The 26851-nt window shown below is 42.5% G+C and carries 13 protein-coding genes; 2 read left to right on the top strand and 11 right to left on the bottom strand.

All coding sequences use genetic code 11. The features are described 5' to 3' along the window. Positions 1–5: 5 nt before the first annotated feature. The 5 genes from pheA to OW255_RS18570 all read right to left on the bottom strand — a co-directional run bounded on the left by pheA (position 6) and on the right by OW255_RS18570 (position 4278). Complete coding sequence (gene pheA, locus OW255_RS18550) at positions 6–1142, bottom strand: prephenate dehydratase (RefSeq protein WP_268114927.1); 1137 nt, start codon at positions 1140–1142, stop codon at positions 6–8. A 16-nt stretch (positions 1143–1158) separates the two neighbouring features. Beyond that, positions 1159–1926 (bottom strand): lysophospholipid acyltransferase family protein, encoded by a 768-nt coding sequence (locus OW255_RS18555; RefSeq protein WP_268114929.1) that lies wholly within the window; start codon positions 1924–1926, stop codon positions 1159–1161. 54 nt (positions 1927–1980) lie between these two features. After that, positions 1981–2451 carry a putative ABC transporter permease gene (locus OW255_RS18560; protein WP_268114930.1) on the bottom strand — a complete coding sequence of 157 codons (471 nt, stop codon included), beginning with the start codon at positions 2449–2451 and terminating at the stop codon, positions 1981–1983. Between the two features lie 44 nt (positions 2452–2495). Further along, complete coding sequence (gene cls, locus OW255_RS18565; RefSeq protein WP_268114931.1) at positions 2496–4007, bottom strand: cardiolipin synthase; 1512 nt, start codon at positions 4005–4007, stop codon at positions 2496–2498. A gap of 91 nt (positions 4008–4098) precedes the next feature. Next, positions 4099–4278 (bottom strand): DUF4250 domain-containing protein, encoded by a 180-nt coding sequence (locus OW255_RS18570; RefSeq protein WP_024834795.1) that lies wholly within the window; start codon positions 4276–4278, stop codon positions 4099–4101. Positions 4279–4406: 128 nt separating this feature from the next. Here OW255_RS18570 and OW255_RS18575 point away from each other — a divergent pair, with 128 nt between their 5' ends. Further along, positions 4407–5411, top strand: a complete 1005-nt coding sequence (locus OW255_RS18575; RefSeq protein ID WP_024834794.1) for an asparaginase — start codon at positions 4407–4409, stop codon at positions 5409–5411. 130 nt (positions 5412–5541) lie between these two features. On the opposite strand, the gene clpB is transcribed toward OW255_RS18575, so the two are convergent. Beyond that, entirely contained in the window at positions 5542–8130 is a 2589-nt protein-coding gene (gene clpB, locus OW255_RS18580) for an ATP-dependent chaperone ClpB (protein WP_268114933.1), read from the bottom strand. A 224-nt stretch (positions 8131–8354) separates the two neighbouring features. On the opposite strand from clpB, the gene OW255_RS18585 reads away from it, so the two are divergent. Next, on the top strand, positions 8355–8891 hold the full coding sequence (locus tag OW255_RS18585; protein ID WP_268114934.1) for a glucan-binding protein: 537 nt from the start codon (positions 8355–8357) through the stop codon (positions 8889–8891). Between the two features lie 153 nt (positions 8892–9044). Here the strand turns inward: OW255_RS18585 and OW255_RS18590 are convergent, their stop codons facing one another. From OW255_RS18590 to OW255_RS18610, 5 genes are all read right to left on the bottom strand, one after another. Beyond that, the gene (locus OW255_RS18590; RefSeq protein ID WP_268114935.1) at positions 9045–10022 is read right to left on the bottom strand and encodes a Gfo/Idh/MocA family protein; all 978 of its coding nucleotides are present in this window, start codon (positions 10020–10022) and stop codon (positions 9045–9047) included. Positions 10023–10058: 36 nt separating this feature from the next. Continuing rightward, complete coding sequence (locus OW255_RS18595; protein WP_268114937.1) at positions 10059–10946, bottom strand: class B sortase; 888 nt, start codon at positions 10944–10946, stop codon at positions 10059–10061. A 219-nt stretch (positions 10947–11165) separates the two neighbouring features. Then, a complete protein-coding gene (locus tag OW255_RS18600) occupies positions 11166–25196 on the bottom strand; it encodes a SpaA isopeptide-forming pilin-related protein (protein ID WP_268114938.1) in 14031 nt (4676 codons plus the stop codon). Positions 25197–25282: 86 nt separating this feature from the next. Continuing rightward, positions 25283–26017 carry a hypothetical protein gene (locus tag OW255_RS18605; protein WP_268114939.1) on the bottom strand — a complete coding sequence of 245 codons (735 nt, stop codon included), beginning with the start codon at positions 26015–26017 and terminating at the stop codon, positions 25283–25285. A 16-nt stretch (positions 26018–26033) separates the two neighbouring features. Next, the gene (locus tag OW255_RS18610) at positions 26034–26684 is read right to left on the bottom strand and encodes a hypothetical protein (protein ID WP_268114940.1); all 651 of its coding nucleotides are present in this window, start codon (positions 26682–26684) and stop codon (positions 26034–26036) included. Between the last annotated feature and the right edge of the window lie 167 nt (positions 26685–26851).

A 26851-nucleotide genomic window follows, 5' to 3' on the forward strand; every position in this document is an offset into this window, starting at 1 on the left:
TGTACTTAATAATTTCCTAAAATTCTTACATTGCGCCCTTCCTCACTAATGCCCTTTAACGCATTCTGAATGGATGCATGGCTTAAATTCCCTTCAATATCTACAAAGAACCGATACTCCCAGTTTCTGCCCGGGACTGGTCTGGATTCAATCATAAACATATTGACTCCGTTATAGATAAAATTACTTAAAATATTATAGAGGGAACCGCTCTTATGTGGAAGCTCAAAGCTTAAGCTTATCTTTCCTGCCTCTTCCTGGTATACTGCTTCCCTGGAAAGAATGATAAACCGGGTGGTATTATTTTTATTGGTGTTTACCTGGGTTCTTAATACCTTAAGTCCATAAAGCTCTCCAGCCGTCTCACTGGCTACGGCTGCCTGGGAAAGGTCTCCTTCTAAAATGACTTTCTTTGCCGCCACAGCTGTATTTTCAACGCTGATCTGTTTCCAGCTACGGTTTGAATTCAGAAATTCCTGGCACTGCATCAATGCCTGAGGGTGAGAAAATACGGTCCTGATATCCTTTTCCTCCGCTCCCGGCAACCCTAACAGCGCATGATTCACGGTTAAAAAGGTTTCAGCCACAATGTAGTTTTCGTATTTCATTAACAGATCGTAATTATCCGTCACAGCACCTGCAGAGGAATTCTCAATGGGAAGTACGGCATAATCAGCATTCCCAAGCTCCACTTCTTTCATGGCATCATCCCATGTGGTTACATGGTACAGGCTGGCCTCATTTCCAAAATAATTTAAGGCTGCCCCATGGCTGTAAGCACCTTCCACTCCCTGATATACCACTCTTACTCCGTTTAGCTTTAAATTCTTTACCGGCTGAAAGGAATGATTGGCCTTAAGCCCGTTTTCAGCCATTTGTTTATACTGATAATTCCGGCTGATGGTCATCATCTGGGTGAAAAGCTCTCTGACAGCCTGCTTTAAGAACTCCCCTTCCACCATTCCAGTCACGGAGTCTATCTTCTGCTGTTCCCGCTCTCCGTCATAGACCGGCTTTCCAGTACCGATCTTAAATTCTGCCACTTCCCTGCATAGCTCCATGCGCTTCTCAAAAAGGGCTACCATCTCCTGGTCAATTCCGTCCAGCTGTTTTCTGATTTCCTGCAAGTCTAAATTCTTCATAGGTCTTATTTTCCCTTTATCCGTTGTATGATGATTCCTGGCTGCTATCTTGTCCCAACTGTTCCCTTATCATATCCTTAATTCGTTTTTCCGCATAGGCTCCCGGAAACTTACGAAGCTCAGGCTCCAGCTCCTTTAAATAGATTGGTTTTCCAAAGGTAATGGTCACCTTAGACGGCCGGATAAAAGGAAGGTGCTGTTCAAAAACCTCCGCAGTTCCGGTCATTGCTACGGGGATCACTGGACAGCCGCTTTTCTCAGCTATTTTAAGACTTCCTTCCTTAAAGGACAGAAGTTCCGTGGGATCTTCATTTTTATTTCTGGTTCCTTCGGGAAAAATCCATACCGATACACCATGTTTCACTTGTTCGATTCCTGTGAGAATGGTTTTTAAGCCCTCCTTCACATTCTTCCGGTCAAGAAATAAGCAGTTCACATACTTCATCCAGGTTGAGAGGAGCGGTATTTTTTCCATCTCCTTTTTAGCTACAAAACCCATAAGGCCCGGAACCGTTACATAGCCTACCAGAATATCAAAATAACTTCTGTGATTTCCCACATAGAGAACGGCACGGTCCGTTGGAATATTTTCTTTTCCATTAACAGTAACCTTCACACCTGCCATAAAGAGAAGTGCTTTAAAAACTCCCCGCACCACTGCAATACTCTGCTCATCTCTTAAGCGGGGATTCTTCTTTCCTGTCATCCACTCAAAAAGGATTACCGGAATACTGAAAATCAAAAATAATATGACTGTTGCTGCTACTAAAATAAAACGTATCATAGATCTCGTCCTCCATTTCATCTATTATATAAAATGGTGACTTTAATTACAATACTACCTCCCTCTCTTTTTTGTGATTTGTTCAAACAACAGTCCTGTGAAAAACCACAGCGGTGCAAAATCCAGGCGGATCAGACCGTCAATATTGGTGTTTCGTCCTGTATAATCCCATGGACACATTCCAGTGCTCCTTAAAAATGTCCCTGCGATATATTCCGCCACAAAAATAAGAACCATATAAAGGAATCCATGCCGGATCGCCAGATCTGCAGGCTTTGCAGAAAGTCTCTGCCCCGGGCTCACCCACTGGTCAATGATACCTCCAATTGGCCCGAGAAGTGCTCCTAAGCCATAAATTGGGAACATTAACAGAGAAGTCTGCCCCATGAGCCGCCAGTCATGGCGTAATATAGATTCCGTCGAGGTAAAAATAACCTCCAGGCACCAGCCTGTCACTCCGCATTTGCAGAAGTTGATGGGTAATTGTTTAATATCGATTTTTGTTAGTGTCTTCATAATCTTCATTATGCGCCGGATCTTTTAAAATTATGTTCGGCGAAAAATGAATTCTATAAAAGAGGAGACAAAAGTCTGCTGCCCTGTTCCTTAATCCGGATAAAGATACTTCTTTCTCCATAGCTTTCTCTTGTGATTTCCTTGCACACCTTAAGATCTTCTATAAACAGTGCCTCCAGCTTCTTCGATGTCTCTTCATCATAAATGACTGCATTGACTTCAAAATTAAGCTCAAAGCTTCTGATATCCATATTAGCCGTTCCAAAGGAACTGACCTTTCCATCGGTCATCACCCCTTTTGCATGAAGGAAACCATTTTCATAGGTATAGCATTTGGCTCCTGCCGAAAGGAGGTCCCCTACATAGGAATAAGAAGCCCAGTAAACAAACGGATGGTCTGGTTTGCAGGGTATCATAAGTCTTACATCAACCCCAGATCTGGCTGCAATAATCAGAGCAGAAAGTACTGCATCATCGGGAACAAAGTAGGGAGTCTGAATATAGATATGGTCCTTTGCCTTTGAAAACAACCGAATATAATTATCCCTGATCTGTCTGTTTCCTGCATCAGGGCCGCTGGCTATGATCTGAATTCCAAGCTTTTTCTTTTCCCTGCTTAAATCAACCACACCAAGACATTCTAAGCAGTTACCGTCATCACTTTCACAAAAATACCTCATGTGCTTAAACAGATTTTCCCCTGCTGCATAATTCCAGTCCAGGGCAAACCGAATCTGAAGGCTTAAAACAGAACCGCCGCTTAGCTTCAAATGAGTATCCCGCCAATAGCCGAATTTAACGTCTTTGGAAATATATTCCCGCCCGATGTTAAAGCCTCCCACGTAGCCAACTCTGTTATCTATAATTACGATTTTCCTATGATTTCTATAGTTGACCCGAAGCTGCAGACGTCCCATAATAGGAGGGAAAAAGATTCCCACTTTAACGCCATTATCCTTAAGGATCTTCCATTTGGATTTTCCCATAAAACGACCGCCCATTCCGTCGCAGAGGATTCGAACCTCAACCCCTGCCTTTGCCCGCTCAATGAGAATGGGGATGATGGAATCAAACACTTCATCATCCTTTATGATATAATATTGGAGATGAATAAAGTGGGTGGCACGGGAAAGCTCCATTCTTAAATCACTGAATTTTTCTTCTCCGTCTGTAAATATGGTGACCTCATTATCCACGGTAAGAACAGAACCAGAGGTCTCTAAATTATAATACACCAAATCCGAATAATCACGGGATAAGGAGGTTACCAGACTCATATCATTGTTTCTTAAAAATTCTTCCTGGTTCTTTATGGAATACCGCATTCTATCCTCAATCTCTTTTACACGGAACATCTTATTCTTTCGCATATCCTGGCCCAAAAGAAGATAAAAAAGAATTCCAAATACGGGAATAAAATAAAGGGCAAGAAGCCACGTCCACACTGCCTTTGGATCTCTGCGCTGAAAAAAGACTATAATGATGGAAAGAACCAGATTAATATAGATTAAATGCGTCATCATCCACTTCCACACTTCCACTGCCTGCATTCCTATGGTCTGCATGAAAATCCCTCCTGTCTAAATGGTTTTTTCCAAAAAGGGCCACCGCATCAGCGACGACCCAAAGCTTTTCCCTTACGGGAAAAATCCCAGTTTATATAAATTGATTTTTCTCTCTATTATAATGATAATCTATGGAACTTAAAGTATGGATAATATCCTCTTCCTTAATTCCAAGACTCTGACAGCAATCCTTTAACGAGGGATAAAAGTCTCTTAACTGAGTGTTCATATAGCTTAATAAGATAACCGGGTCCTTTGGTATATTAGTCATGAATTTTCTCCTGCCTCTTAATTATATATGATTTTAGCATAGTTATCCTTACTTTTCAATAAATGGCCTGTACGAATGGAAAAAGAAGTGCTACAATCTTGTTCAGAATCTTGCAGGAGGTAATCTCAATGAAAAAAATACTAATGCTGGGCACAGGTGGAACCATAGCCTGTAAGCGAGGCGATTCCGGACTAAAACCCCTTTTAACTTCCAATGAGCTGCTCTCATACGTTCCGGATGCCAAAGAATTCTGCCAGGCCGACAGCCTGCAAATTTTAAATATCGACAGTACCAACATGCAGCCCAAGCACTGGCTCATTATCTCGAAAGCCATTGAAAGTCATTACGAGGACTACGACGGTTTTGTAATCTGCCACGGCACTGACACCATGGCTTATACCGCGGCTGCTTTGTCTTATATGATTCAAAATTCTCAAAAGCCCATTGTAATTACCGGTGCACAAAAGCCCATAGATATGGAAAATACAGACGCCCGCACCAACCTTTTCGACAGCCTCCGTTTTGCAAGCGATGACAGAGCCCACGGGGTGACCATTGTTTTTGACGGCAAAGCCATAGCCGGAACCAGAGGCAAAAAGGTGAGAACCAAAAGCTATAACGCTTTCTCAAGCATCAACTTTCCGTATATTGCGACCATTCAGGATGGCCATGTTATATTTTACCTTGATGACAAAAAAACATACTCCGGCAAGCTCCATTTTTTTCATGATTTGAATCCAAATGTGGCTCTTATGAAGCTGATCCCTTCCATGGGCGCCCATGTCCTTGATTATATGGCAGAGCATTATGATGCCGTTATCATTGAATCCTTTGGTGTCGGCGGCCTTCCCTCCTATGATTCCGGTGATTTTTATAATGCCATTGAAAAATGGATCTCTCTTGGGAAAACAGTTGTCATGACCACCCAGGTGACCAATGAAGGCAGCAATATGTCCGTATACGAGGTGGGACATTCTATAAAGAAGGAATTCGGGCTTTTAGAGGCTTATGATATGACTCTGGAAGCAACGGTTACTAAGCTTATGTGGATTCTTGGCCAGACAGAGGACCAGAAGAAGATTCGTGAAATGTTTTACCAGACGGTTAACAGGGATATTCTTTGGAAATCTTAAACGAGGTACACATGCGCACGCACGCCTTCCCATGTTTCGGTATGAAGGACATAGATATGAAATTACCCCTATACAGGACCTTTAAAATTATTGGTCCTATATAGGGGTAAGATTTTATGGAAGTGTTTGACTATTCCAAGTAAGCAATTAGCTTGCTGCCATCCTCAGAGGCGTCAACTACGATGAGATCACCCGCTTTTATCTCGTCACCAAGAATTATTTTAGCTGCCAGTGTCTCCACGTGTTTTTGGAGATACCGTTTTAATGGACGGGCTCCGTATGCTGGGTCATACCCCTGATCGACTACGATATCTTTTGCAGAATCTGTAAGTTCAATTTTTAGTTCACGATCCTGTAACCGTTTATTTAAATCCATCATGAGCAGATCAATGATTCCGGTAATATTTTCCTTGCTCAAAGGCTTAAACAGAATGATCTCATCCAGACGGTTTAAGAACTCCGGACGGAAATGACTTCTTAGATCATTCATTACCATTGCTTCTGCATTTCCCATGATTTCTCCATTTTCATCAATTCCGGAAAGGAGATACTGGGATCCGATATTGGAAGTCATGATGATAATGGTGTTCTTAAAGTCTACCGTCTTTCCTGTGGAATCTGTGATACGGCCATCGTCTAATACCTGTAAAAGTACATTGAATACATCGGGGTGAGCCTTTTCCACCTCATCAAACAATACCACAGAATAAGGTTTTCTGCGCACAGCTTCCGTCAGCTGGCCTCCCTCATCATAGCCTACATATCCAGGAGGAGCTCCAATCAAACGGGATACGGAATGCTTTTCCATATATTCGCTCATATCAATTCTGACAATGTTGTTTTCATCATCAAATAAGCTCTCAGCCAATGCCTTTGCAAGCTCTGTCTTACCAACTCCCGTAGGTCCCAAAAACAGGAAGGAACCAATGGGCTTTGTGGGATCTTTAATTCCAGCTTTGGAACGGATGATTGCCTCCGTCACTTTAATTACTGCCTCTTCCTGGCCGATGACACGTTTATGAAGCTCGTTATCCAGATGAAGCGTCTTGTTTCTCTCACTTTCCGTCAGCCTGGATACTGGAATCCCAGTCCATTTGGATACGATTCTTGAAATCTCTTCTTCTGTCACATTTTCATGAACAAGACTGAGGTCCTGATTTTTTACCCGCTCTTCCTCCTCTTCCAAAGCTTTTTGAAGCTGTGGAAGCTTTCCATACTGAAGCTCTGCAGCCCGGTTTAGATCATATTTTTGCTGGGCATCCTGAATCTCACGGTTTAAGCTTTCAATTTCTTCCCTTAATGAGGATAAACGGTCTACGGAAGCTTTTTCATTTTCCCACTGAGCCTTCTGAGATGCAAATTCATCATGAAGTTCAGCAAGTTCTTTTTGAAGCTCAGATAATCGGTCCTGGCTTAATCGATCGGTTTCTTTTTTGAGAGCTGCCTCCTCGATTTCCATCTGCATGATTCTTCTGGATAACTGATCAAGCTCTGCTGGCATGGAATCAAGCTCTGTCTTAATCATGGCACAGGCTTCATCCACCAGATCAATGGCTTTATCCGGCAAAAACCGCTCACTGATATACCGGTCAGATAAGGTAGCAGCTGAAACAAGGGCAGAGTCTGTGATCTTCACCCCATGGTAGACCTCATACCTTTCTTTTAACCCTCTTAAAATAGAAATGGTATCCTCGACCGTAGGCTCATCTACCATGACCGGCTGGAACCGCCGCTCCAGAGCCGGATCCTTTTCCACGTACTGACGGTATTCGTCAAGGGTCGTAGCTCCAATACAATGCAGCTCTCCTCTGGCCAGCATTGGCTTTAACATGTTTCCTGCATCCATAGAACCTTCTGTTTTACCGGCTCCCACAATGGTGTGAAGCTCATCAATAAAAAGAACAATCTGTCCATCGCTCTTTTTCACTTCGTCAAGTACAGCCTTTAGACGCTCCTCAAATTCGCCTCTGTATTTAGCACCTGCAAGCAAAGCACCCATATCCAGTGCAAACAGTTTTTTATCCTTTAATCCTTCCGGTACATCACCCCGCACAATTCTCTGGGCAAGCCCCTCTACCACTGCAGTCTTACCAACTCCAGGCTCACCAATCAGAACCGGATTGTTTTTTGTCTTTCTTGATAAAATACGGACTACATTTCGAATCTCGCTGTCCCTGCCAATGACAGGATCCAGTTTCTGATCCCTTGCCCGCTCTACCATGTCATACCCATATTTATTAAGGGTATCGTAGGTGGATTCGGGATTATCGCTCACCACCCGCTGGTTTCCCCTGACAGTGGAAAGCGCCTGTAAAAAGCTTTCCCTAGTAATTGCGTAACTTCTTAACAGCTCTTTCACCGCTCTTGATGGCAGCTTTAAAATGGCAAGGAATAAATGCTCGACTGAGACATATTCATCTCCCATTCCCTTTGCCTCATCCTCAGCACTGATTAAAACCTTATTTAAATCATTGCTGATATAGAGCTGACCTCCGCTAACTTTAGGAAGCTTTTGAATCGCTTGAACCGTCTCATTTAAAAACTGTTCTTTTTGTATGTTCATTTTCGTAATAAGCTTTAAGATCAGGCTGTCTTCAATGGTAAGAAGGCTGTAGAGCAAATGCTCCTGCTCGATTTGCTGGTTTCCATATTCGTAGGCAAGCTTCTCGCAGCTTTGTACCGCTTCCATGGATTTTTGTGTGAATTTATTAATGTTCATAATAGCTTCCTCCTCTTTCCCGACATAAATAGAAGCATTGTTTTTTGTTCTATATGTAATATAACAGACCATTTTAAAGGTGTCAAGATATTTTCCGCAAAAATCGAAAGGATTTCAGTCGAAAACCTTACGGTTCACTAACCTGCATTGTATTTTATACTTTCATCACTTATAATCGTAAATAATAATACTATTATTACAAAAGTCAGGAGGTTACTGTCCTTATGAAAACAATTAAACGCCAGCTTATTATGCGCTCCATTGTGGCAATGACCGCCCTATTTTTATTTCTCCTTGCAGGCTCCAGCCATACCTTGAGCTTTGCCCATACAAAGGATGAATCCGTTTATATCTCGGGCCAGTGGGTCGAGGATGAAGTGGGCTGGCGTTTTGTCAATCATTGGAATTCTTCTTCCCCAGCAGGTACCTGGGCAGAATATCAAGGATATTCCTATTATTTTATGGACAATGGATACATGGTCACCGGTTGGAAATATTTAAACAACCACTGGTATTTCTTTAACAAAGACAAAGGCAAGCAGGAAGGCTCTATGGTAATCGGCTGGGTATACGATCCTGATTATAACGGTTGGTTCTATACCAACGAGTATGGTATCCTGTCTACCGGCTGGCATCGTATCAGCGGATCCTGGTACTATTTTAACCAGAATCAGGACGGAGTACTCGGACTTATGGCTACCAACCGAATGGTGGAAGGATCTTACGTGGATGCCAATGGCCGTATGAATGAGGTTCGGTGATAGTCTGTTACGCAATCTGTTACGGTAGCCGAAATGAATGGGTTTCTAATTCTATAATAAAAAAGACTGCTGAAAGTAAATATTTATACTGGAGCTTGCATGAAATATCTGCAATTAAGCTCTGGCATTCATATTACTTCAGCAGTCTTTTTGTTATTCAAATGGGTAACGTAATCCCCACTGGTTTCTAAGCTCGTCCATGATCTTCATAATATCAAGGGTCGTCTTATGAGGCATCTGCGGACATTCTGTCCAGCCATTTTTTATAGCTTCCGCACTTGCCGTAATCTGATATTCATATCCTGAGATTTGCTCAGGTCTTTCATGGGTCTCAATCACTTTTCGGTCCTTATCGTAAACCTTGATGGACTCAAAATTATTGATATTTTCAATCACCATATACCCTTTTGTTCCATAAATAATACCCTGACGGTCTGAGAGGACCTGCAAAGAGCTGTTTAAGATGGCCATTTTCCCGTCGGGATAGCAAAGTGTAATGCTGTTTTGTGCATCCACTCCGGTTTCAGTCTTTATTACACTGGATTTTATATCTGTAACCTCATCACCAAAAATGAGAGAAGCAAAATTTAAAGTATATACGCCTACATCAAGCAGCGCACCTCCGGCAAGCTCAGGCTTTATCAGACGGGGCTTATCAGAAACCAGATAGCAGAGATTGGCCGTAAGTGTCATAGGCTCCCCGATAACACCAGAATTCAGGACCTCTTTAATGGTCTTAGCCATTGGCATATATCGCACCCACATGGCTTCTGTAATCAGGAGCTTTTTATCTTCTGCCATAGCAATCATTTCTTCCGCCTGTGCCACATTGGCTGCAAAGGACTTTTCACAAAGAACATGCTTGCCGTTTTCCAGACATAGCTTTGCATGATTGCAATGTTCTGAATGAGGCGTTGCAATATAGACCAGCTCAATTTCCGGATCTTTTACCATCTCCTCATAAGTACCGTAAGCCTTTTTAATGGAGAAACGTTCTGCGAACTCCTGGGCTTTTTCCAAACTTCTGGAAGCAATACCAACAAGTTCAACATCAGGCATTCTTACCATCGTATCAGCTAATACAGAGGCAATTCTTCCTGCTCCTATAATTCCAATTTTTAATGTATCCATAGCTTTGACCTCCTTGTATTTTTAACTATACAATTGCTAATCATTAGTATAGCATAACAAGGCAGCCTGTACAATCATTCGTTCCATCGATCCATAGCAGGTAGACAAGGTGATTAAACCATCCTTGGTAGTGGGCAAATAAGACGTTTCATACATGGAGCTTTTTTTCATCTTACAGATAAATTCTGTTTTTTCCGAGGGTCGTAAAAATTCTGTTTCATAGCATTGAAGATCAGTTTCATTTCTGAGTTGGATAGAATAAATAATTGCCTTATACCATTTCCCGTTGTAATGTAGTTGAATGCTACTGTGAGCTTTATAAAATCCCGGTTTCATATATCGCTTTAAGTCTGCAAACATGGTTCCGTCCTTCATATTATGACCGAATATTACCGTATTCCCATCTCCTGGTTCCGGCGCGTCTTCTTGAACAAATAAGCAGCCACTTGGGTTTTTAGTTCGCATAAAGGTGTGATTTAAGTAGTAACCAGGCTGTTGGTTTCTTGCTACCGGATAATCAATAGACGTCCCCGGTATGGATAACCACATGAGGTAATCTGGATTGATTTCAATAGGTGATTTATAACTGGATTTTATATTAGTGGTTGATTTTTTATTGTCAGATTGAGTGCTCCAAATGACTTGGTTCAGATTTGCGTATTCTTTATTGGAGGACATATATAGATTTGCTCCATTGGTCAGTATTATTGCCGATATAAGAAATACAGAAAACCAGAATGCTAAGAGGCATACTTTTAGCGGTCTGAGATTTTTGACTAAATGCAATAGCTTGGGATTTAAAAATTGGATTTGATAGTTTCTTTTATATTGGTTTCTTTTATATTGGTTTTTCTTATGTTCTTTTGGAATCTCTATTTGACTCTCCTTTCGACTTTTTAACCTTTTTTGATCTTTTTGAATCATATATGATTTTCTTTTTTATTTTTAGCTTTCCTTAATCCGCTTACTCTCCTTACTCTATTTTATCTGTTTATTCTCTTATTCCTACTATTTTTGATTATTTTTTTGCTCTTTGTTACTCTCTTTGGTTCTTTCTATGATGCTCTTTTTAATTCTCTTTTAGCTTTCCTGTTCGATCTTTTGTTTGGCATTCTGTTTGATGCTCCCCGAAGGGAGCATTGTTTATTTACTTGTAGTTCCAATCACGTTTTCTGTTTGGCCTTTTTTGTTCTTTTTTTGTTTTCCTATCTTCAATGTAATAATTGTACCTGTCAGGCTGATGAATACCCCCATGGTCCAAATGAGAAAAGAAAAATGATCTCCCGTTTTCTCCCCTTTTATCTTTCCTTTTTTACCATAAATCAGTTCCAGCCAGGAAGGATTTAAGGGGACTTTTTGATAAAAGGCAGTAACTTTACCAACTTTTGAAGGCTCATTGGGTGGATCTGGCTGGGGTGGTGGTGGTAATGGTATTGGATCTCCTCCCGTTTTTCCCGGAGTTTTTAAATCTGTCATGAATACATCAGCAACTATATTGGCTCTTGGTACACTAAATTCAACCGGTTCAGAAAATTGATATCCCTCAGGAGGTTCTATTTCTTTAAGTATGTATTTTTCTCCTGCTTCCAGCTGCCCTTCTATTATGGTTTCTGTTGGTCCTGTTGTAAAATCAGGTATTATAACTTTCCCTTGCATGTTTACGATTCGAAGTACAGCGCCTTTAAGCTGCCTTCCTTTTGAATCTACCTTATGTATTTTAATTTTTGTTGTATCATTGACCATTTCTACTGGTGTGATTTCATTTTGCATCTCTACAGTAAATAAGACAGATTCTGCGTACGCATATCCTTTTTGAGGCTTATCTTCACATAGAAAATATGATTCTCCTGCTGCCAGCTTTCCAAATATATGATGAGGTTCTTGAGTCGATATCCACCGCTCTATGATTGCACCATTTTGATCTCTTATACTCATTAGATTACCTGGGAGTTCATTTTGATCCTTGATAGATTTTTTAGATAATATTACATGAGTCTCATCATTAACCATTAAAACCTCATCGAATTTTCCGTCCAAGCTCACTGTAAAGGGAACATCTTCTCCATAGGAATAACCCTTTGCAGGTTTTACCTCATGAATCCAGTATTGATGACCAGCTAATAGCTGACCTTTTATTACCTTCATCTCTTCTGTTGTTGTAAAAATCAGCTCCTCACCTATTTTATAAGTATCTGAATTTCTAATGGCTTTTGCTGGAGATTTGTCTTCATTTAATATCTGAAGAATATTACCTGGTAAGAGATACTCGGCTTCCGATGGAGTTCCATTTGCATGCGCTCTTGCTGTTTTCTTTATGAAAATTGTTGTCTTCTTATCCTTCATTGTTACCGTAAGCTTCGTTGGCTCTCTGGGGACCATAAACTCTATTTTCTCACTATAAGCATATCCCGCAGGGGGCTCCTCTTCTATCAATTCATAGGATTTTCCGGCAATGAGCTGCCCCTTTATTAGGATTTGTTGCCCTTCAAATGTAAAAGACTTTATGAGTTTCCCGGTATCTTTCTCCAAGAGGGTAAAGCGGCCTCCAGATAATATCGTTCCTGTCTCTTCATCTGTTTTTTGAATATACACTTCAGTCTGCTTATCTTCCATAACAATGGTTTCTGAAATACCAGCATTATCAGCTATAAAAAGTATATCATTTTCATAGGAGTAACCATCTGGAGCTATATCCTCACGGACAATATACGGCTGACCTGAATTTATCAATTGAGAGGGTATTTCCACTAATTTTGCTTCTGTCATTGTAAATTCATACAAAACCTTATTACTAATGGCATCAATGAGGCTATAATGTCCGCCTGTTATGATTTGTCCAGTCTCTCTGCTAACTTTAAGAAAATTTAATTTCACTGGACGATCTTCCAGATCCAGATTATCAACCATTCCCAGATTATTTATGGTGAATCTATATATTCCACTTGTATTACTGTTTTTATCGCTGTATTCAGTAGTCTCTGTAAGACAATAGTTACCCCCTGCTGTTAGAATTTCACGAATAGTATAATCATCTCTGTTATTTATAAAGACAGCATTCTGTAACGTCTTTTGTATCTCTCCAGATCTGATTTCTCCTTCCAGTTCGTAATCGTCTGCTGGTTCCTGTCTGATTTCGTATCTGGTTCCGTATGGGAGTCCGGTAAATGTTATATATCCATCTCCTGAAAGAGTAATGGTTCCTTCTCCCTTGATTCGTCCCTCTAAGGAACCTTTAAATGCCTGATAACCAGATAAAATTGCTCCATTCTGGTCTGTAAGCCTTACGCGGTATGTAAATGTATCCGGTTGGTTCGCAGCGTGCCCCGCACTACTGGGTATTCCGGTACCTGTTAGCTTATTTATAATGGTGATTGATCCATCTGGTACAATCGGATTTGACAGGACACTACGTTTTGATACGGCATTTACTCTTGTTTCAAACCATGCTTTTGCTTGTGATCCTGTCTCACCGTTTACAACTACAACTACGTCTACCGTTCCGCTTTCATGGGCAGCTACATCGGTAAGATTCCACGTGATAATGCCATTCCGCTCCGTTCCATAGTCCGTGGATCTTAAATATTCCAGTCCATCTGTTAGAACTGCTTTTATGTGAACATCGGTCGGTTTGTCATAGGTGTTTGTATATGTGATAGAATATTTTATAACACTTCCTGTCTTGACAGCTCCATGATTCGCTCCAATGCTGCTAGTTACCTTGGCGATTGGAACTTCCTTGATTACCGGATTTAAAATCGTGTAATCGTGATTATCATTATTCACCGCCCAGCTTGCCAGGATGTTCCCATTCCCATCCTTTAATTCCTGTCTGGTTCCCAGATACGTCCGGGAAGGGAGGGTATAATCCCCATTTTCATTGAAGTAGATTCGCCTGGTTTCCTTAAATGATTTTTCTGACCTTCCATCGGAATATTTGGTATACTCTGTAATCTCATACAAGTGGCCTTCTGTAATGCCGTCCCTTACTGTTACTCTTTGATTTTCTCCAGTTCCGATTAAGGCTGGCAATTCATAGCCAGTGTCAAGGTCCTTTATCACGGTATATACTTTTACGGGCACCCGGCCAGTTATGGTAAGTGCTTCAATGGCTCCGTTATCGCTGGCCAGTTTTAATACATTGAAATTATTGGATACATTTTTGATTCCCGTTCCAGCTTTATTTACCGTAAAGATCACTGGTTTTGATAGCGCATATCCAGCTGGAGCTTTTAACTCCTCCATGATGTAGACCTGGTTTGCTTTAAGTTTTTTCTTTAAGATAAAACCATTCTCTCCGGAAACAACCGTTGCAATGGCCCCTCCGTTCTTTTGATATTCTCCATCTACCACGGCTGCCTCATAAACAGCAATCTCTGCCCCCTTTACGGCTATACCGGTATTAAAGTCCGTTTTTCTAAACTGGATCTCTGTAGGGTTGTTTAGTACCTCATAGCTGTATTTCACTTCCGTTCCACTCTCTGCCCCATCAAACTGGAACTTTTTCACTCCTGCGGTGATCTGATAATAATCAGGAGGAGAGATTTCTTCTACGGTGTAAGTGTAGGCTTTTATGGTTCCATCTGTCTGAACCTTTCCCACTGGAAGATCTCTCAAAACGGCGTTTCCTTTGGTGCCGGTTGTCATATACCAGATAACTCCTGTTTCCTGGTTTGTCACTTTAAATCTGGCATTTTCTAAGCCTTCTGTGGTGTCGGAAGCCTTTTTATTGATTTCCAATGCTCCAACGGTGGGATAATTAGTGAAATGATAAACCGGAATCTTTTCTGCTCCCACTTCGATTTTCACTGGATCTGCTTTCTGCATATAAGCCGGTGGGGTGACTTCCAAAATATAGTAGGTTCCGTATGCGACCTTACTGATCCGGTGGGGCTTTAGATCTCCCACTTGGAATCCGTCTATGATTTTGTCGTTAAATTGATCTTCTTTGGTATAGCGTCCGTCTAATCCGGAGATCCAGGTCTCTACAAAGTGGTTTTCATCCTTTATAAAGTTTCCGTCTTCATCAGCCCGATATAGGGCAAGTTCTGCCCCTTCGGCTGCATACTGATCGGTTCCATCTGTGACAACTTTTAAGACATTGATGAACTTCTCCTCATTTTGTAAGCTAACTCGTTGTACGGCTCCTGTTTCCGTTAAGGTGATTGCTTTTGGATCAGCTGGTTCGAATCCATCCGGAACCTTTTCTTCCACCAGGACATAGGCTCCTATTTTTTTACCGTTTGCTTCTACATTCAAAGGGAGATAATCAAAACGGTGCATTCCCTCTAATGTGTCATAGGATTTTATACCGTCATATTCCTTATAGTTGAACTGGTATTCAAAGATCAAAGGAAGCTTTCCATCCGTATCCAAAACACCATTTGTCACGTTCCGGTAAATGGTGATCCGGATTGCTGCCCCTGTGTCGGTTGTCCAGGTCTGAGTCATGCTCTCTCCCTTTCCGGTTGAGATGCTCCCGGTCCGTTCCGCACTCCGCATTCCGCTTTTGGTGTACCAGGTAAGATAGGTAAGTTCCTCTCCCTTTTCCCGGTAAGCAGCCTCAAAGTCTGTTAAAAAGCTTGATTTATTATCCGTTATACCTAAGAAGCTTTTTATACGGTCCGCAAACTTCGTACTCTTTTCTGTCAGCTCTGTATAATCGCTTAGATTGTCTGTAGTCCATTCCCCTACTTTTTTTGACTCATCGTACTGAGGTTTTCCCCCTTCCATTAAAATAGTTCCATCTTGACCTGTCTTTGCTTCATAAAGGGTAAGTCCTGCAGCGTGATCATTTGGTAACAGCGACTTATTTCCTTTACTGTCTAAATAGTATTTATAGATTTCCAGCTTGGTATGATCATTGGTCAGGTCAAAGGTCTGAATGTCACCAGCTGCTTTCACGGTAATCTCCATGGAAGTTCTGGCATATCCACTTGCTGCCTCCGTTTCTTCAAGGATATAGTCTCCAGCCGGGATGCCTTCAAAATACTTGGCTTTCCCATCCGTGATCCAGTCGGCTACAATACGCACCGGTGCATTATCTTCCGTATTTTCTACGGTCCACTCAGCCGGTTTGTCTTCTGCTTTTACCAGATAATAACCTTTGGGATAGGTGTTACTGTCGGTGGTGGAAACTCTCTTCGCTTTATAAAGCACCAGGTGCGCCCCTGTGATCTGCTGATAGCTGTAAGTGCCTTTGGGTTCCGTTACTATTAGAGAAGACTTATAGTCTGACCCTTGGTCATAGTCACTGATCACTGGAATCCGGTACTGACTAGAGGAATCGGTTTTCGTAATCTCCACTTTAATCTTTGGATCTTCCATAGAAGCGGTCTGCACCTCTCTATGTTCCGTTACGGTAATTCCCTGGGGGAAGCCTTTTTGATAGCCGGAAGGGGCCTTTACCTCTTCCATGATGTACGTTCCTGGAATCACACGCTTTAACATATCTGCCTGTCCCACGGATTTTTCGGATTGGAACGGATCATTGGGATAGGTTTCTCCAGTGATCCAGGTATTTTCCATGATCCAGGCTTCTCCCTGGCGGTAGTAGAGCTTCGGATCATCGGTGATATCCTCATCTTCACCAATGGCATCTCTTTCGGCCTTATGATTGATCCGGTAAGCGACCCGGTTAAAAGCCTCCAAGAGATCATCGTATTTGTATCTCACATAATCCCCGTCAATGTCATAAATAGGATCTCCCTTTTTATAGGTTTCATTGGATTTTTGATAATACTCCGGTAGGCCATGGCTGTTAAATACCGGATTCATGCTCTTTTGAAAGGTGTTCCCCTGGTATGTTCCAGTGGTGTACTCCTGGTCGGTATCTGCATTCATGGTAGCAATCCGGAAGGTTCTTATCTTTTCCCTGGCTATAATAGCCCCAGTTTTATTTTTTGAAAGCTTTACCGGCCATACCATAAGCTTGTTGTTATCTTTGGGGTCTGTTTCGCTACTCCGGGTATAGGCCATTCCGGTGCTAGGATTAACAAATGCATCCCGGTTCCCTTCGGAATCCAGATGGTAAAGTGTTGTTTCAGACGGTAGGGTAAGGAGCTTGTCTGCCTTTGTATAGCGGACCTTGGTTAGATCTCCCCCAGCCAGTTCAAAGACTGGGTTTCCTGCCTTTAACACAAAGATGGATTCCCGGTTCTTTACAGATACCTTATTGCTGTTCCTGTCATAACCATATACAGTCCCATCAGCCCCAGCCTCTGTAACCGTAAGATCTGCCAGAGAATAAAAGAGTATGTCGGTATCTTCCCGGTCAACGGTCTGATACGTCCAGGTTCCTTCTCCGGTCTCTCCCAAAAGGCTTCCTTCCTGGTCCTGCTTGTTAATAAATTCTACGGTAGTCCCAGCGTATCCTTTTTTCACTATTATGGATTGGACGTTGTTGTTACGGTCCCTGGTCACTTCCACGCCGTCATACCCGTAATCTCCACTATCTCCGTTCTCTTTAACCTCAATGGCATCGTATAGCGCCATTTTTGCTCCAGCTGCGTAGCGGTTCTTATCGTCAGCGGTATCCAGTGGTCTGGAGACCAGGCCATATCCAGCAAACACACCATTCAAGTAAACTGGCTCCACATCTTCTCCTGCTTCTTTTCTGGCCATAAGTGACTCTAAGGTTCCTTTGAACCAGCCATATCCTAAGTAGGTTCCATTTTTATAGCCAAACTCCAGGTTTTCCGCTCCGTATCTTTGCTTTAATTCCAGTCCCGTTCCTTCGACTCTGGTTTCGGTCTGATAGGTGACAGTCTGGGCTGAATCCTTGATTTTAGATACTTCTAAGCGGACCGGGGTATTTGCCACATAGACCCTTGCGGTATCCTCTTTCACAGTCCCATCTTCACCTTGATTTTCATAAATGGCTGCGGCCACTCTCTCATCCCGGTTTCCGTCCAGGTAATAAGTGGTCTGATCGGAATAGATTTCAATGGCTACCGGCTTTGTTCTCACATAACCAGCAGGAGGCTTAATTTCACAAAGAACATACGTCCCTGCGCCAAGTGGCTGGGGAGTGACAAGATATCCGGTGTTCTGATCCTGATACTCCGTCTTTCCGTTATCCTCCTCCTTGGCCTGAAGGCCGTCCCTGATGGTGGTAAAGGCTTCGAACTGTCCAGTCCTCCGTCCTTCCTGATCGGAAAGGATTACTTGTTTTGCTTCCTCGCAGGTAGGGGTTCCTGCCGGGACGATTCCGGTCCATAGAGTCTGCCCCGTTTCACCCAGCAATCCCGAATTATTTATTGTTTGTGCTCCCATGGCTTCTAAAAACTCCTTAGAGCCTTTGATTCTGGTATCTGTCTCATAAAATTTCACCAGACCATCCATGGTTTCTCCGTCTTCTCTGGAAGCGGCATACAGGGCAAAGATGGCCCCATCATGTAAGATATTTTCTCCTGTCTCGGAATCCAGCTTTTCGATCCGCAGCCGGCTTTTATAAAAGGTGTTTGTGAACTTCCGGTATCCATACCCTTTATAGCTGGGGGTGCCATTCTGATTTTGGACCGCATCCGTTTGCTCATTGGCCGGTTCTGTCATAGACCAGGGAACTAACATGGAAGCGTACTTGCCATTATAGGCGGTCTGCATTCCCTCCATGGCTGTGACATGGTCTTGATAGACCACTCCGCTCTCGGCTGGAAACGCCACCTGGTCATAGATCTGTTTGTCCTCTGAGATAGAGCCGTAACGGTAGATTTTCTCAACTCCATCGTTCTCATAGGTGGAGCCGTTTGGCGTTCTCTTTCCGGTATTCCCATCGTCGGCCAGGTAATGGCTGTTTGAACTGCCTCCGGCTTCTTTGGGGTGGACCAGGGTGTTATAGTAATCTTTTCCCGGATCGTTCTTCTCCTGGGTGATGGTAAAGTGTCCCTTTCCGGATGGGTCTCCAGGAGACGTACCGGAAATTGCCTGAAGGTCTAAACCATAAGGATAAATTTCATAATCTCCTAACCGGCTGTGCGCCCGGATGACATATTTTCGCTTGTCCTCTCCATTCTCTCCCGGCCATTCCTCATTAAATCGAATATGATATTTGGAAGAAAGTGCTGCCACACTGTCAGAAGCATTATAGTTGTAATAGTGACTCATTGCTTCTGGCGTCTGATCTGATCCGGCTTTCCCTCCTTCGTATACCGCTGGAAGTTCAATTTCTTTTGGAGCATCTGTCTTATAATGCTTATTGAAAAGATCTCCTAATTCCTTATTAAAAGGCTGCTGTTCTACGGCCACGTAGGTTCCGTAGGGGAGATATTCTGACACTCCATAGCAATATCCCGCCTCTGCATCTTCCTGATCGGCGCTTAGGGTCGTGGTATCTTTGTCTTTTCCTCCTTCTTCTTCACTGTCCCAGTGAATGGAATAAATTTCATCAAGGTCGTAGCTAAAGAACGGTTTTAAATAATTTTCCGCTTTTTTAATGGCTTCAGACAAAGCCTTATCATAAAGTTCATCCGGATATTTCTTCTGTTCGAAAGCCCCCTCCCTTTCTCCGGCCGGATTCTGTTTTACCAGCTTTGCCACTTCATCATCCAAGTACCAGGTAATTGCAAACTGGCGGACATGATCAGAACGCTGGGAATTACTTTCAGCTTTAGGAGAGGTGCTAATATTGTTTTTCATGTCTGAATTGTTATGGATGGCCGGGTATTCCTTTTGTCCTCCTCCCGTTCCAAACAGTAGCTGCTTGATCCAGGCAAATGGTTTAAAGGAAGTGCTGCCTTTGTCTGTCCGGTCCCATTTATCTTCATTGGCTACTTTGATACCATCAAAAAATTTCTCATAATTGTAACCGCTGATCTCCCGGTCGTTTCCGGCTTCATCCTTAACTTTCTGCAAGCCTTTTTCCAAAATTGCTGTATACCCTGGATTTTGATCTGCATTGATATAACTATTTGTGTAACTATAAAGTTCAGGATTGGCAATTGCTGCCTGGTTGGAATCTTTTTTCAGAGGAGTGGTCTCATAGTCTACGTTGGTGTATAGCTTTTGTGCTTTCTCCGGGAATGAAGTCCGGTAAGCTTTGATATCCACGGTATTTCCATTCCGGTCCTGCCAGAGAATGCTTCCATCCTCTGCTCGGTAGAGCCGTTCTAAGTTGGACTTTAGGTAGACTTTAAACCGGAGGTTTTTCATATATGCTGCGTTGTCTTTGGTTCCCCCTCCCTGTTCGATATACTTATCCATTCCTCCAGCGTTTGCATAGGTATTATCTTCGTAGGTTCCATCCGCCTGGACCGATATATTCTTTGTGATCTTAACCTTCTGTATGATGGGCCGTCCTTGTAAGGAAACAGGGGCTAGTCTGGTCCCGCCGTCAGAATCGATCCGGGTCCGGTCATACCGGAGCGTCACGGATTCAATGTAACTTCCAGCACTGGCCATCTTTGGTGTCACAGAAATGTTACCATAGTACTCTGCATACTCCTGGGGCGTGGTATAGGTTCCTTCCATCAGCTCCGTATTATATTTGATCCGGTACTCCTTTGTTTCGGTTCCCTCACCTCCAGATGCTTCTATGGTATAACCTGTTCCGTCATATACGGCTGTCACTGGTGTGTCCACGTCCTTTAATTCATAGCCTGGTGCTACCTGGATCTCTTCCTCTACCATGACCTTTTTTATACTTCCGTCATTGTTCCGGATGGGTTCGCCCTGGTCATAGACCCAATAGGTACGCTCCGGGCTTTCCTGTAAGGTGATTTTTGATAAATCTTCTGGAAAAACGGCCTGTTTATTAGAAAGTTCCCCGGCCTTTACCTTGGCAAAGGTAAGAAAACCATTACTATTTTCCTTATAATCTTCCAGCTGATCCACGGGGTAGGAAAGATATACATATCCATTAACTTCAGCTCCCTTGATCTTGTAAGTGATTGGCTGTTTGACTAAGACTATTTTTCTGGCTTCATCGTAGATACCTGAAGAAATGGATGTACCTACCCGGTAGGAATAACGGATCACTGCATTTCCATCCGTGATATCCTCAATTCGTAAACAGTTAAAAACAGAAAGTCCAGCTTCCTCCATGCCTTCATACAAACTTTTTGCTTGTTCCTCAAAGGTCTCTCCCTCCACGGGAATTAACATCCAGGGTGCACCCTCATCTGGTTCCTTAAAGGAAGCCTTCTTTAGTGCTGCATTGGCATCCTCCATTAAGTCCTCGGTATTCTTCTTATCCTCAAAGGTAGGAATGGTATAACGCAGGGCATTGTCCGGACGGACGGCGGTATGGTCATACTCCGGATCAGATACCAGACTTACCACCACACTCTCTCCATTGGGAAGGGTTATGGTATCCCCTGCCTTTGCAGCCACGCTCTGGCCGTTTATAATGACCTTGGCTCCCGTTTCTTCTGCCAGGGCCGTTTCTTCCCTGGATATATACTCCGTATGGGTCCCCTTGGGATCTTCCACGATCTGGCTTCTTGTTTCGTAAAAGGAAGCTCCTGCCGGGATTCCCAGTGCGTAGATCTGATACCCGTTTGTGGCCCCACTGCTCTTAATGGTAAAGGTATTGCTTTTCTTTAAACGGTCTACCTCCAGGCTTCCTGCGGAAACAGTCCCCTCCGCCGATGGGTTCCCTCCGGCTTCAAAGGCTTCCCGGTTGGTATGAGCTGCATCTTTTCCATATACGGAAAGTTCATAGCCTTCCGACCGAGTCAACTCCTTGATGTAATACTGGGTACCGTCGGCGCCAACAAGAAGCGGCCGGCCGATCCAGGCATTACCGTTCAGTGTCTCATTGTTTTCAATGGGGTAGAAATGACTGCTCTCTCCGGTGCCATCCCGTCCTTGGTTGGAGGAAAGCTTCTGATATCCAGATGCGGTCTCACTTCGGCTGTCTGTCATGGAAATGCTGCTCCCACCGGAGGTATGGCCCTCAAACCGTTCTATATCAGACTCTTTACTCACAGCCTTTCCCATGGAGGTATAGAGATTCGTGGGGGCACGATCTGCAAAACCGCCAGATCTCTTTTCAATGGCTCCCGTTTGATAGTTAAAGGTATGTCCCGGTGCCTGGGTAATGGTCAGGAAACTGGCTTCCCCGTTCCGGTCCGTGGTCGCTATGGAAACCAGGTCATCCTTTTGAAATACTACTCCGGAATGGCCATCTGGATGGGAAACATCGGTAGCGGCAAATAGCCCATATACAGCTCCCTCCATGCTGCCATCACCTTGAGTATCGCCATAGGCGTTGTAATTCCCGGATTCCCCTTTCTTTAAGTCCATGTCCTTTTTATTGATATGGATATCTCCCTCGACACGGTGATCATAAACGATAAAGGTCCAGTCAATGGTAGATGAGCTTGGGGGAGAGATCCGGCTGGTCTCCGTTGACTCTGGAAGGGAGGATAAGGAGGAGCATCCTCCCGCCCCCTTTTTCTTACTGGTCAGTTTGAATAGGGAGTTTGTTTTGTCTGCTACCATTCGCAGACTTGATGTAATGCTTACCTTAATCTGCTCCAAAAAGCCGGTAAAGGAGATCCCTCCATCAATGGCATCTGCCTGGGAAAGTGTTGCCTTTTTCTTTTTCACTGGCTGTGGCAGTTCCAAAGGAAGTGTTTCCGGAATGGTCTCTTTAAGTGTTTCCGCTTGGGATTCCTGGGTCTCTTCCTGTGCCGTAGTCTCTTCCGGTACTTCTGCACTGATTTCTGGCTGTGTTTCTGCTTCTGTTGTGGTTTCTATGGCTTCAGAAGTTGTTTCTTCCGCCTCTTCTGCTTCTGTTTCCTTTTGGCTCTCCTCTTCCGTTTCTCGCTGTTTTTCTTCTTCCGGTTGTTCCATCGTTTCATTTTCGGAAGAAACTTCTACTTCTGTCTCACGCTCCGTTTGTTCCTCATGGTCAGATACAATGAAATCCTTTTCATCAACCAGATCTACTTGCTCTACGGCACCAAAGCCCATGAGTAAGTCCTGTCTGGAAGTGAAATCATCTTTCTGAAGAAGGGACGTATCAAGGGAAATAGAATCTTCCTCCAAGTTGACAGAGCGCATACCAGAAGAACGGTAATTCTTATACTCACTGGATGATACGGTTCTCCATTCTAACGGGATATCATCAGGATGGCTGCCATGAAGGGCATAGCCTGGAGCTGGAGTAGTTTCCTTTGCCGAGTACTCATAATCTAAGGAAATGAAGTCCTTATAAAACTGATCCCGGTCCTGTTCTAAGGCTTCCTTCTGTGGTGCACCGCTTGGATCAATGGCATGGAAGAAACCACCTTTTTCTACCAGACGCTCACACTCCTGCACTCCGGACAGCCACTCGGCCCATTTGGTATCATGAAGTGCCTGGTTCTCTTCCTCTACTCTTTCTATATCATCTTCATTTGTCGGATCTCCGGTTTCTTCGTCGTACTCTGGTTCTGGAACCTCTTCGTATTCAATGACTGGAGCTGGGTGACCAGAGCAATATCCCTTTTCATAGGTATAACTCTTAGCATCGGAATGGGCTTTCTTATTTACCATTCGTCCCAGAGAATCCACGTAGTGAAGTTCCCCGTTTTGATTGGTAATATGGTCATCGGCCGAGCATGGATCATTTTCAGGGTTACTCCAGCGCTTAAATTGGGAACCAGAGGAATTCCCCTGGTTATAGAGATTTGCTCCAGAATCGTTCAGTCCAGTATCTCCGCTGTAATTAGTAGAGATCCTTTCTTCATCCCCTCCTGCATCCTCTTCCCAGGAAGCTCCGGTCAAGGAGCCAAGGTTGGAGGAATATCTCTCTGGACCATCAAGATCCAGGTCCGTATTATCAAGCTGGGAATCATCGAATTTCTCTAAAATATCCCACCTGGAACCAGCCAGAGGTTTTCCTGTCTCAGAATCAAACGTTGAGAGGGATACGTTATAATTAGCACCAAAGGCTTCCGTGTGTTTATAACGCTTTACTCCGTTTGGTAAGGAACCTGGAACTACATGAACTTCTAAATCTTTATCCAGCTTGGCGACAAAGTAGGTTTGAGATGCATCAAAGGTATAAACCAATCCCCATGGATCTCCAGGATCTTGTGTGTAAAATTTAAAAGTTGCAAGTTTTGCGGAACCTATGTCTTTTGCCAGCTCTAATCCATATTGACCGGGATTCGCCCAATACAAAACACCGATTCCCTTTCCATCCGTTGGAACTTCTCCAGACTGGGAAGAAAACACAAGACCAGCATCTGTAGGCCCGTTATAGGTCCAATCCCCATAAAGATCTTTTGCAGAAAATCTTTGATAGTAATCTTTTACCGCTGCATTAGGATAAGGCACGGTTATGGTGTATGTTTCAGTAGCATGGTCAATTTTGGCATGATAAATGGTTTCTTCTGCATCCACATCTAACTTACTTGTTATAGTTGCTGCATCCCATACCTGTCCAAACATCCATTCTGCCCAGTTTGTACAGCCTTTGGCTTTATATTCCTCTGGGATCTGAGTGCTGGATAGCTGACTATAAACAGAACGATCTCCCACTGCATTGGGGTTCATTTGTTTTATGACGGCTTGATAATTGTCACTGCCCTTGAAAATTATTAAATCAGTTGCTAAATCTATACCAGTAAAAGCGCACTCATCAGCTGCAATCCAATTTATAACAGAGGCAACAATGTATTTTGCTGTTCCCGCATTGGCATCATTGCAAGCTTCTATGCTGTCATTCTTACCCATGTAGCTGCCGTATACGTTCATGAGAAAGTTAAATTTCTCTAATTCTTCATTTCCAATATCTTTTGGGAACTCTTCAGGTCTACTTGTTGCAGTCCAGTACTTTTCAAAAAAGGCCTGGCTTCCCAAATGAATCATGGTATTTCTATTATGTCCTTGTACACAATAAATAAAGGTTTTATCAAACTCCTTAAACTCACCTTTACTATGCTGTTTATTTTCAACGAGATATTGTTTTGCCCCAGCCGGAAAATTCCCCTCTTTTACTGGTGAACCAAGATGAAACACTTTATTTTCATACATTAAACCTGTAGCTGTATAGTTGTTATTGTTATCTGCGTCGTATCTAGCGGCATCCCAGGAAGGCAATGATACTGCTTCAATTAGCTGTGCATAGTCTGCAAAGGATACCATGATTGGTGGAACATAGGGCAGGAATGCCATAGTTGTTAGTATTACAGCCATTACTCCAGCAGTCTTTCTCCTTAACTTCATCTTTTGCATAAATATTTTCATTTTTTTATCCTCATTTTTGTAACAAAAAAAGACCACCGATTATGAATTAACCGATAGTCTTTTATATTTTTATTTATTTTATTGTATTAGAAGAATGGGTTTGGCGTTCCCCAAAGTTGTGCTGCTCTTCCACAAGAGTCATAATCATATCCCAATGCTCCTATTGGAAAATCCGCATAACCATACCATTTATTTCCAGGATTAGTTTTTGGGTCAATAGTTTTCACCTTGCCGTCAATTATAAGCTGCCCCAGCTCATTAACCATATATCCATCTGGTGTAATTGTATTTGTATAAAGATATCCATACTCGTTAAAGCAGTAAGCATACTTTAGACCGTCTTTCTTTCCATCTGGAGAAACCATGAGCCATTGCCATTTACTTATAGGATAACAGCCATCACTACGTCCATACCACAAATTACTTACTCCTTTCTCATTTGTGGATTTTGTTGCATCTTGATGCCAGGAAAGAGGCTCATAAGTTAATGTATTTGCATATTCTAATTGCCCCTGCTGGGTGCCATAAGAAGCAACATGTCCATTACCAAGTATTACAACACCATCTGCATTAGTAGTCATTCCACCAGCAAATGCTGCATTCTTCATAATATTTCCATGTAAATCTTTTATATAATACGTGTAGGTATCCTTCTTAATTGCTGTTCCTGCATTAAGAAAGAAATTCTTATTTTCCCACTCATTCGTCGTATACCCTGCTGGAAGTTTTTCAGCGGTCCAGGTGATTTCAGCAAAAGCCGGTGTTGCCATTGTTACAGTAAGTAATGTTGATAATATTGCTCCTAATAATCTCTTTTTCATATCATTTCCTCCCTTTTTACCTAAACAATATATCAGCTACAACATGAGCCCATAAAAGGTTATTATTGCTTTGTTGCCTCTTCAGAACCGCATCCATTTTACTTTCTACATTCCAGCGATGTATTTGTTCTTCATAAAGATTCAACGCCTCTTTCATGGTATCTGCTCTTCCACATATCAATACATCTGCAAGAAAATCCGTTGACAATGGGTAACGATATTTTTCAGGTATTATACTAATAATTTCAATTTTTTCTTTAATAACAATATCTAACTGTTTTTTTAACTCATTGCTATTTAAAATTAATTGTTTTAGATTTCTACTTACACTACTAAGCCCCCAAAATAACGATATAGGAAAATCAATTATACTTAAAATTAAGAAATATCTATAGACTGGTATTGCAAACTCATTTAAAAGAACGGCATTTGGATTTGGTGGTTCGATGGGATAAGCTTGAATTAAACGATATATAAATATCCCAAACACTATAATAAATATCATAAACATGCTTGGAAGCCATCTAACTATAACCTGACCAATTTTATGACTTATTCTTTTTTGCCGTTTAATTCCATTTTCACATGTGAGATACTGTTGATTTAATTCTAGAATCTTCTTGCACCAATATCCTGCTTCTTTTACTTTTTCTGCTGTAATATTCATACTCTATGCCCTTTGTTACATAATTGACATCATCATAATTTCATGATATCCTAACAAAAGGTAACGACTTTTTAGTAGTTTCCTAATTATTATTTTCAAAAACAACCATTCTCACTGGTCAGTCGGGGTGGTTATTTTTTTTATTTAGGTCTTAATCTGTCTACAGT

Source organism: Lacrimispora xylanolytica, from assembly GCF_026723765.1.
GTDB classification, from domain to species: domain Bacteria; phylum Bacillota; class Clostridia; order Lachnospirales; family Lachnospiraceae; genus Lacrimispora; species Lacrimispora xylanolytica.

Excerpts from the sequence above, each read along its gene's own strand:
- OW255_RS18570 (WP_024834795.1), bottom strand. The coding sequence starts at position 4,278 with ATGACTAATATACCAAAGGACCCGGTTATCTTATTAAGCTATATGAAC.
- pheA (WP_268114927.1), bottom strand. The coding sequence starts at position 1,142 with ATGAAGAATTTAGACTTGCAGGAAATCAGAAAACAGCTGGACGGAATT.
- OW255_RS18600 (WP_268114938.1), bottom strand. The coding sequence starts at position 25,196 with ATGAAAATATTTATGCAAAAGATGAAGTTAAGGAGAAAGACTGCTGGA.
- OW255_RS18590 (WP_268114935.1), bottom strand. The coding sequence starts at position 10,022 with ATGGATACATTAAAAATTGGAATTATAGGAGCAGGAAGAATTGCCTCT.
- clpB (WP_268114933.1), bottom strand. The coding sequence starts at position 8,130 with ATGAACATTAATAAATTCACACAAAAATCCATGGAAGCGGTACAAAGC.
- OW255_RS18585 (WP_268114934.1), top strand. The coding sequence starts at position 8,355 with ATGAAAACAATTAAACGCCAGCTTATTATGCGCTCCATTGTGGCAATG.
- OW255_RS18595 (WP_268114937.1), bottom strand. The coding sequence starts at position 10,946 with ATGATTCAAAAAGATCAAAAAAGGTTAAAAAGTCGAAAGGAGAGTCAA.
- OW255_RS18555 (WP_268114929.1), bottom strand. The coding sequence starts at position 1,926 with ATGATACGTTTTATTTTAGTAGCAGCAACAGTCATATTATTTTTGATT.
- OW255_RS18560 (WP_268114930.1), bottom strand. The coding sequence starts at position 2,451 with ATGAAGATTATGAAGACACTAACAAAAATCGATATTAAACAATTACCC.
- OW255_RS18610 (WP_268114940.1), bottom strand. The coding sequence starts at position 26,684 with ATGAATATTACAGCAGAAAAAGTAAAAGAAGCAGGATATTGGTGCAAG.
- OW255_RS18575 (WP_024834794.1), top strand. The coding sequence starts at position 4,407 with ATGAAAAAAATACTAATGCTGGGCACAGGTGGAACCATAGCCTGTAAG.
- OW255_RS18605 (WP_268114939.1), bottom strand. The coding sequence starts at position 26,017 with ATGAAAAAGAGATTATTAGGAGCAATATTATCAACATTACTTACTGTA.
- cls (WP_268114931.1), bottom strand. The coding sequence starts at position 4,007 with ATGCAGACCATAGGAATGCAGGCAGTGGAAGTGTGGAAGTGGATGATG.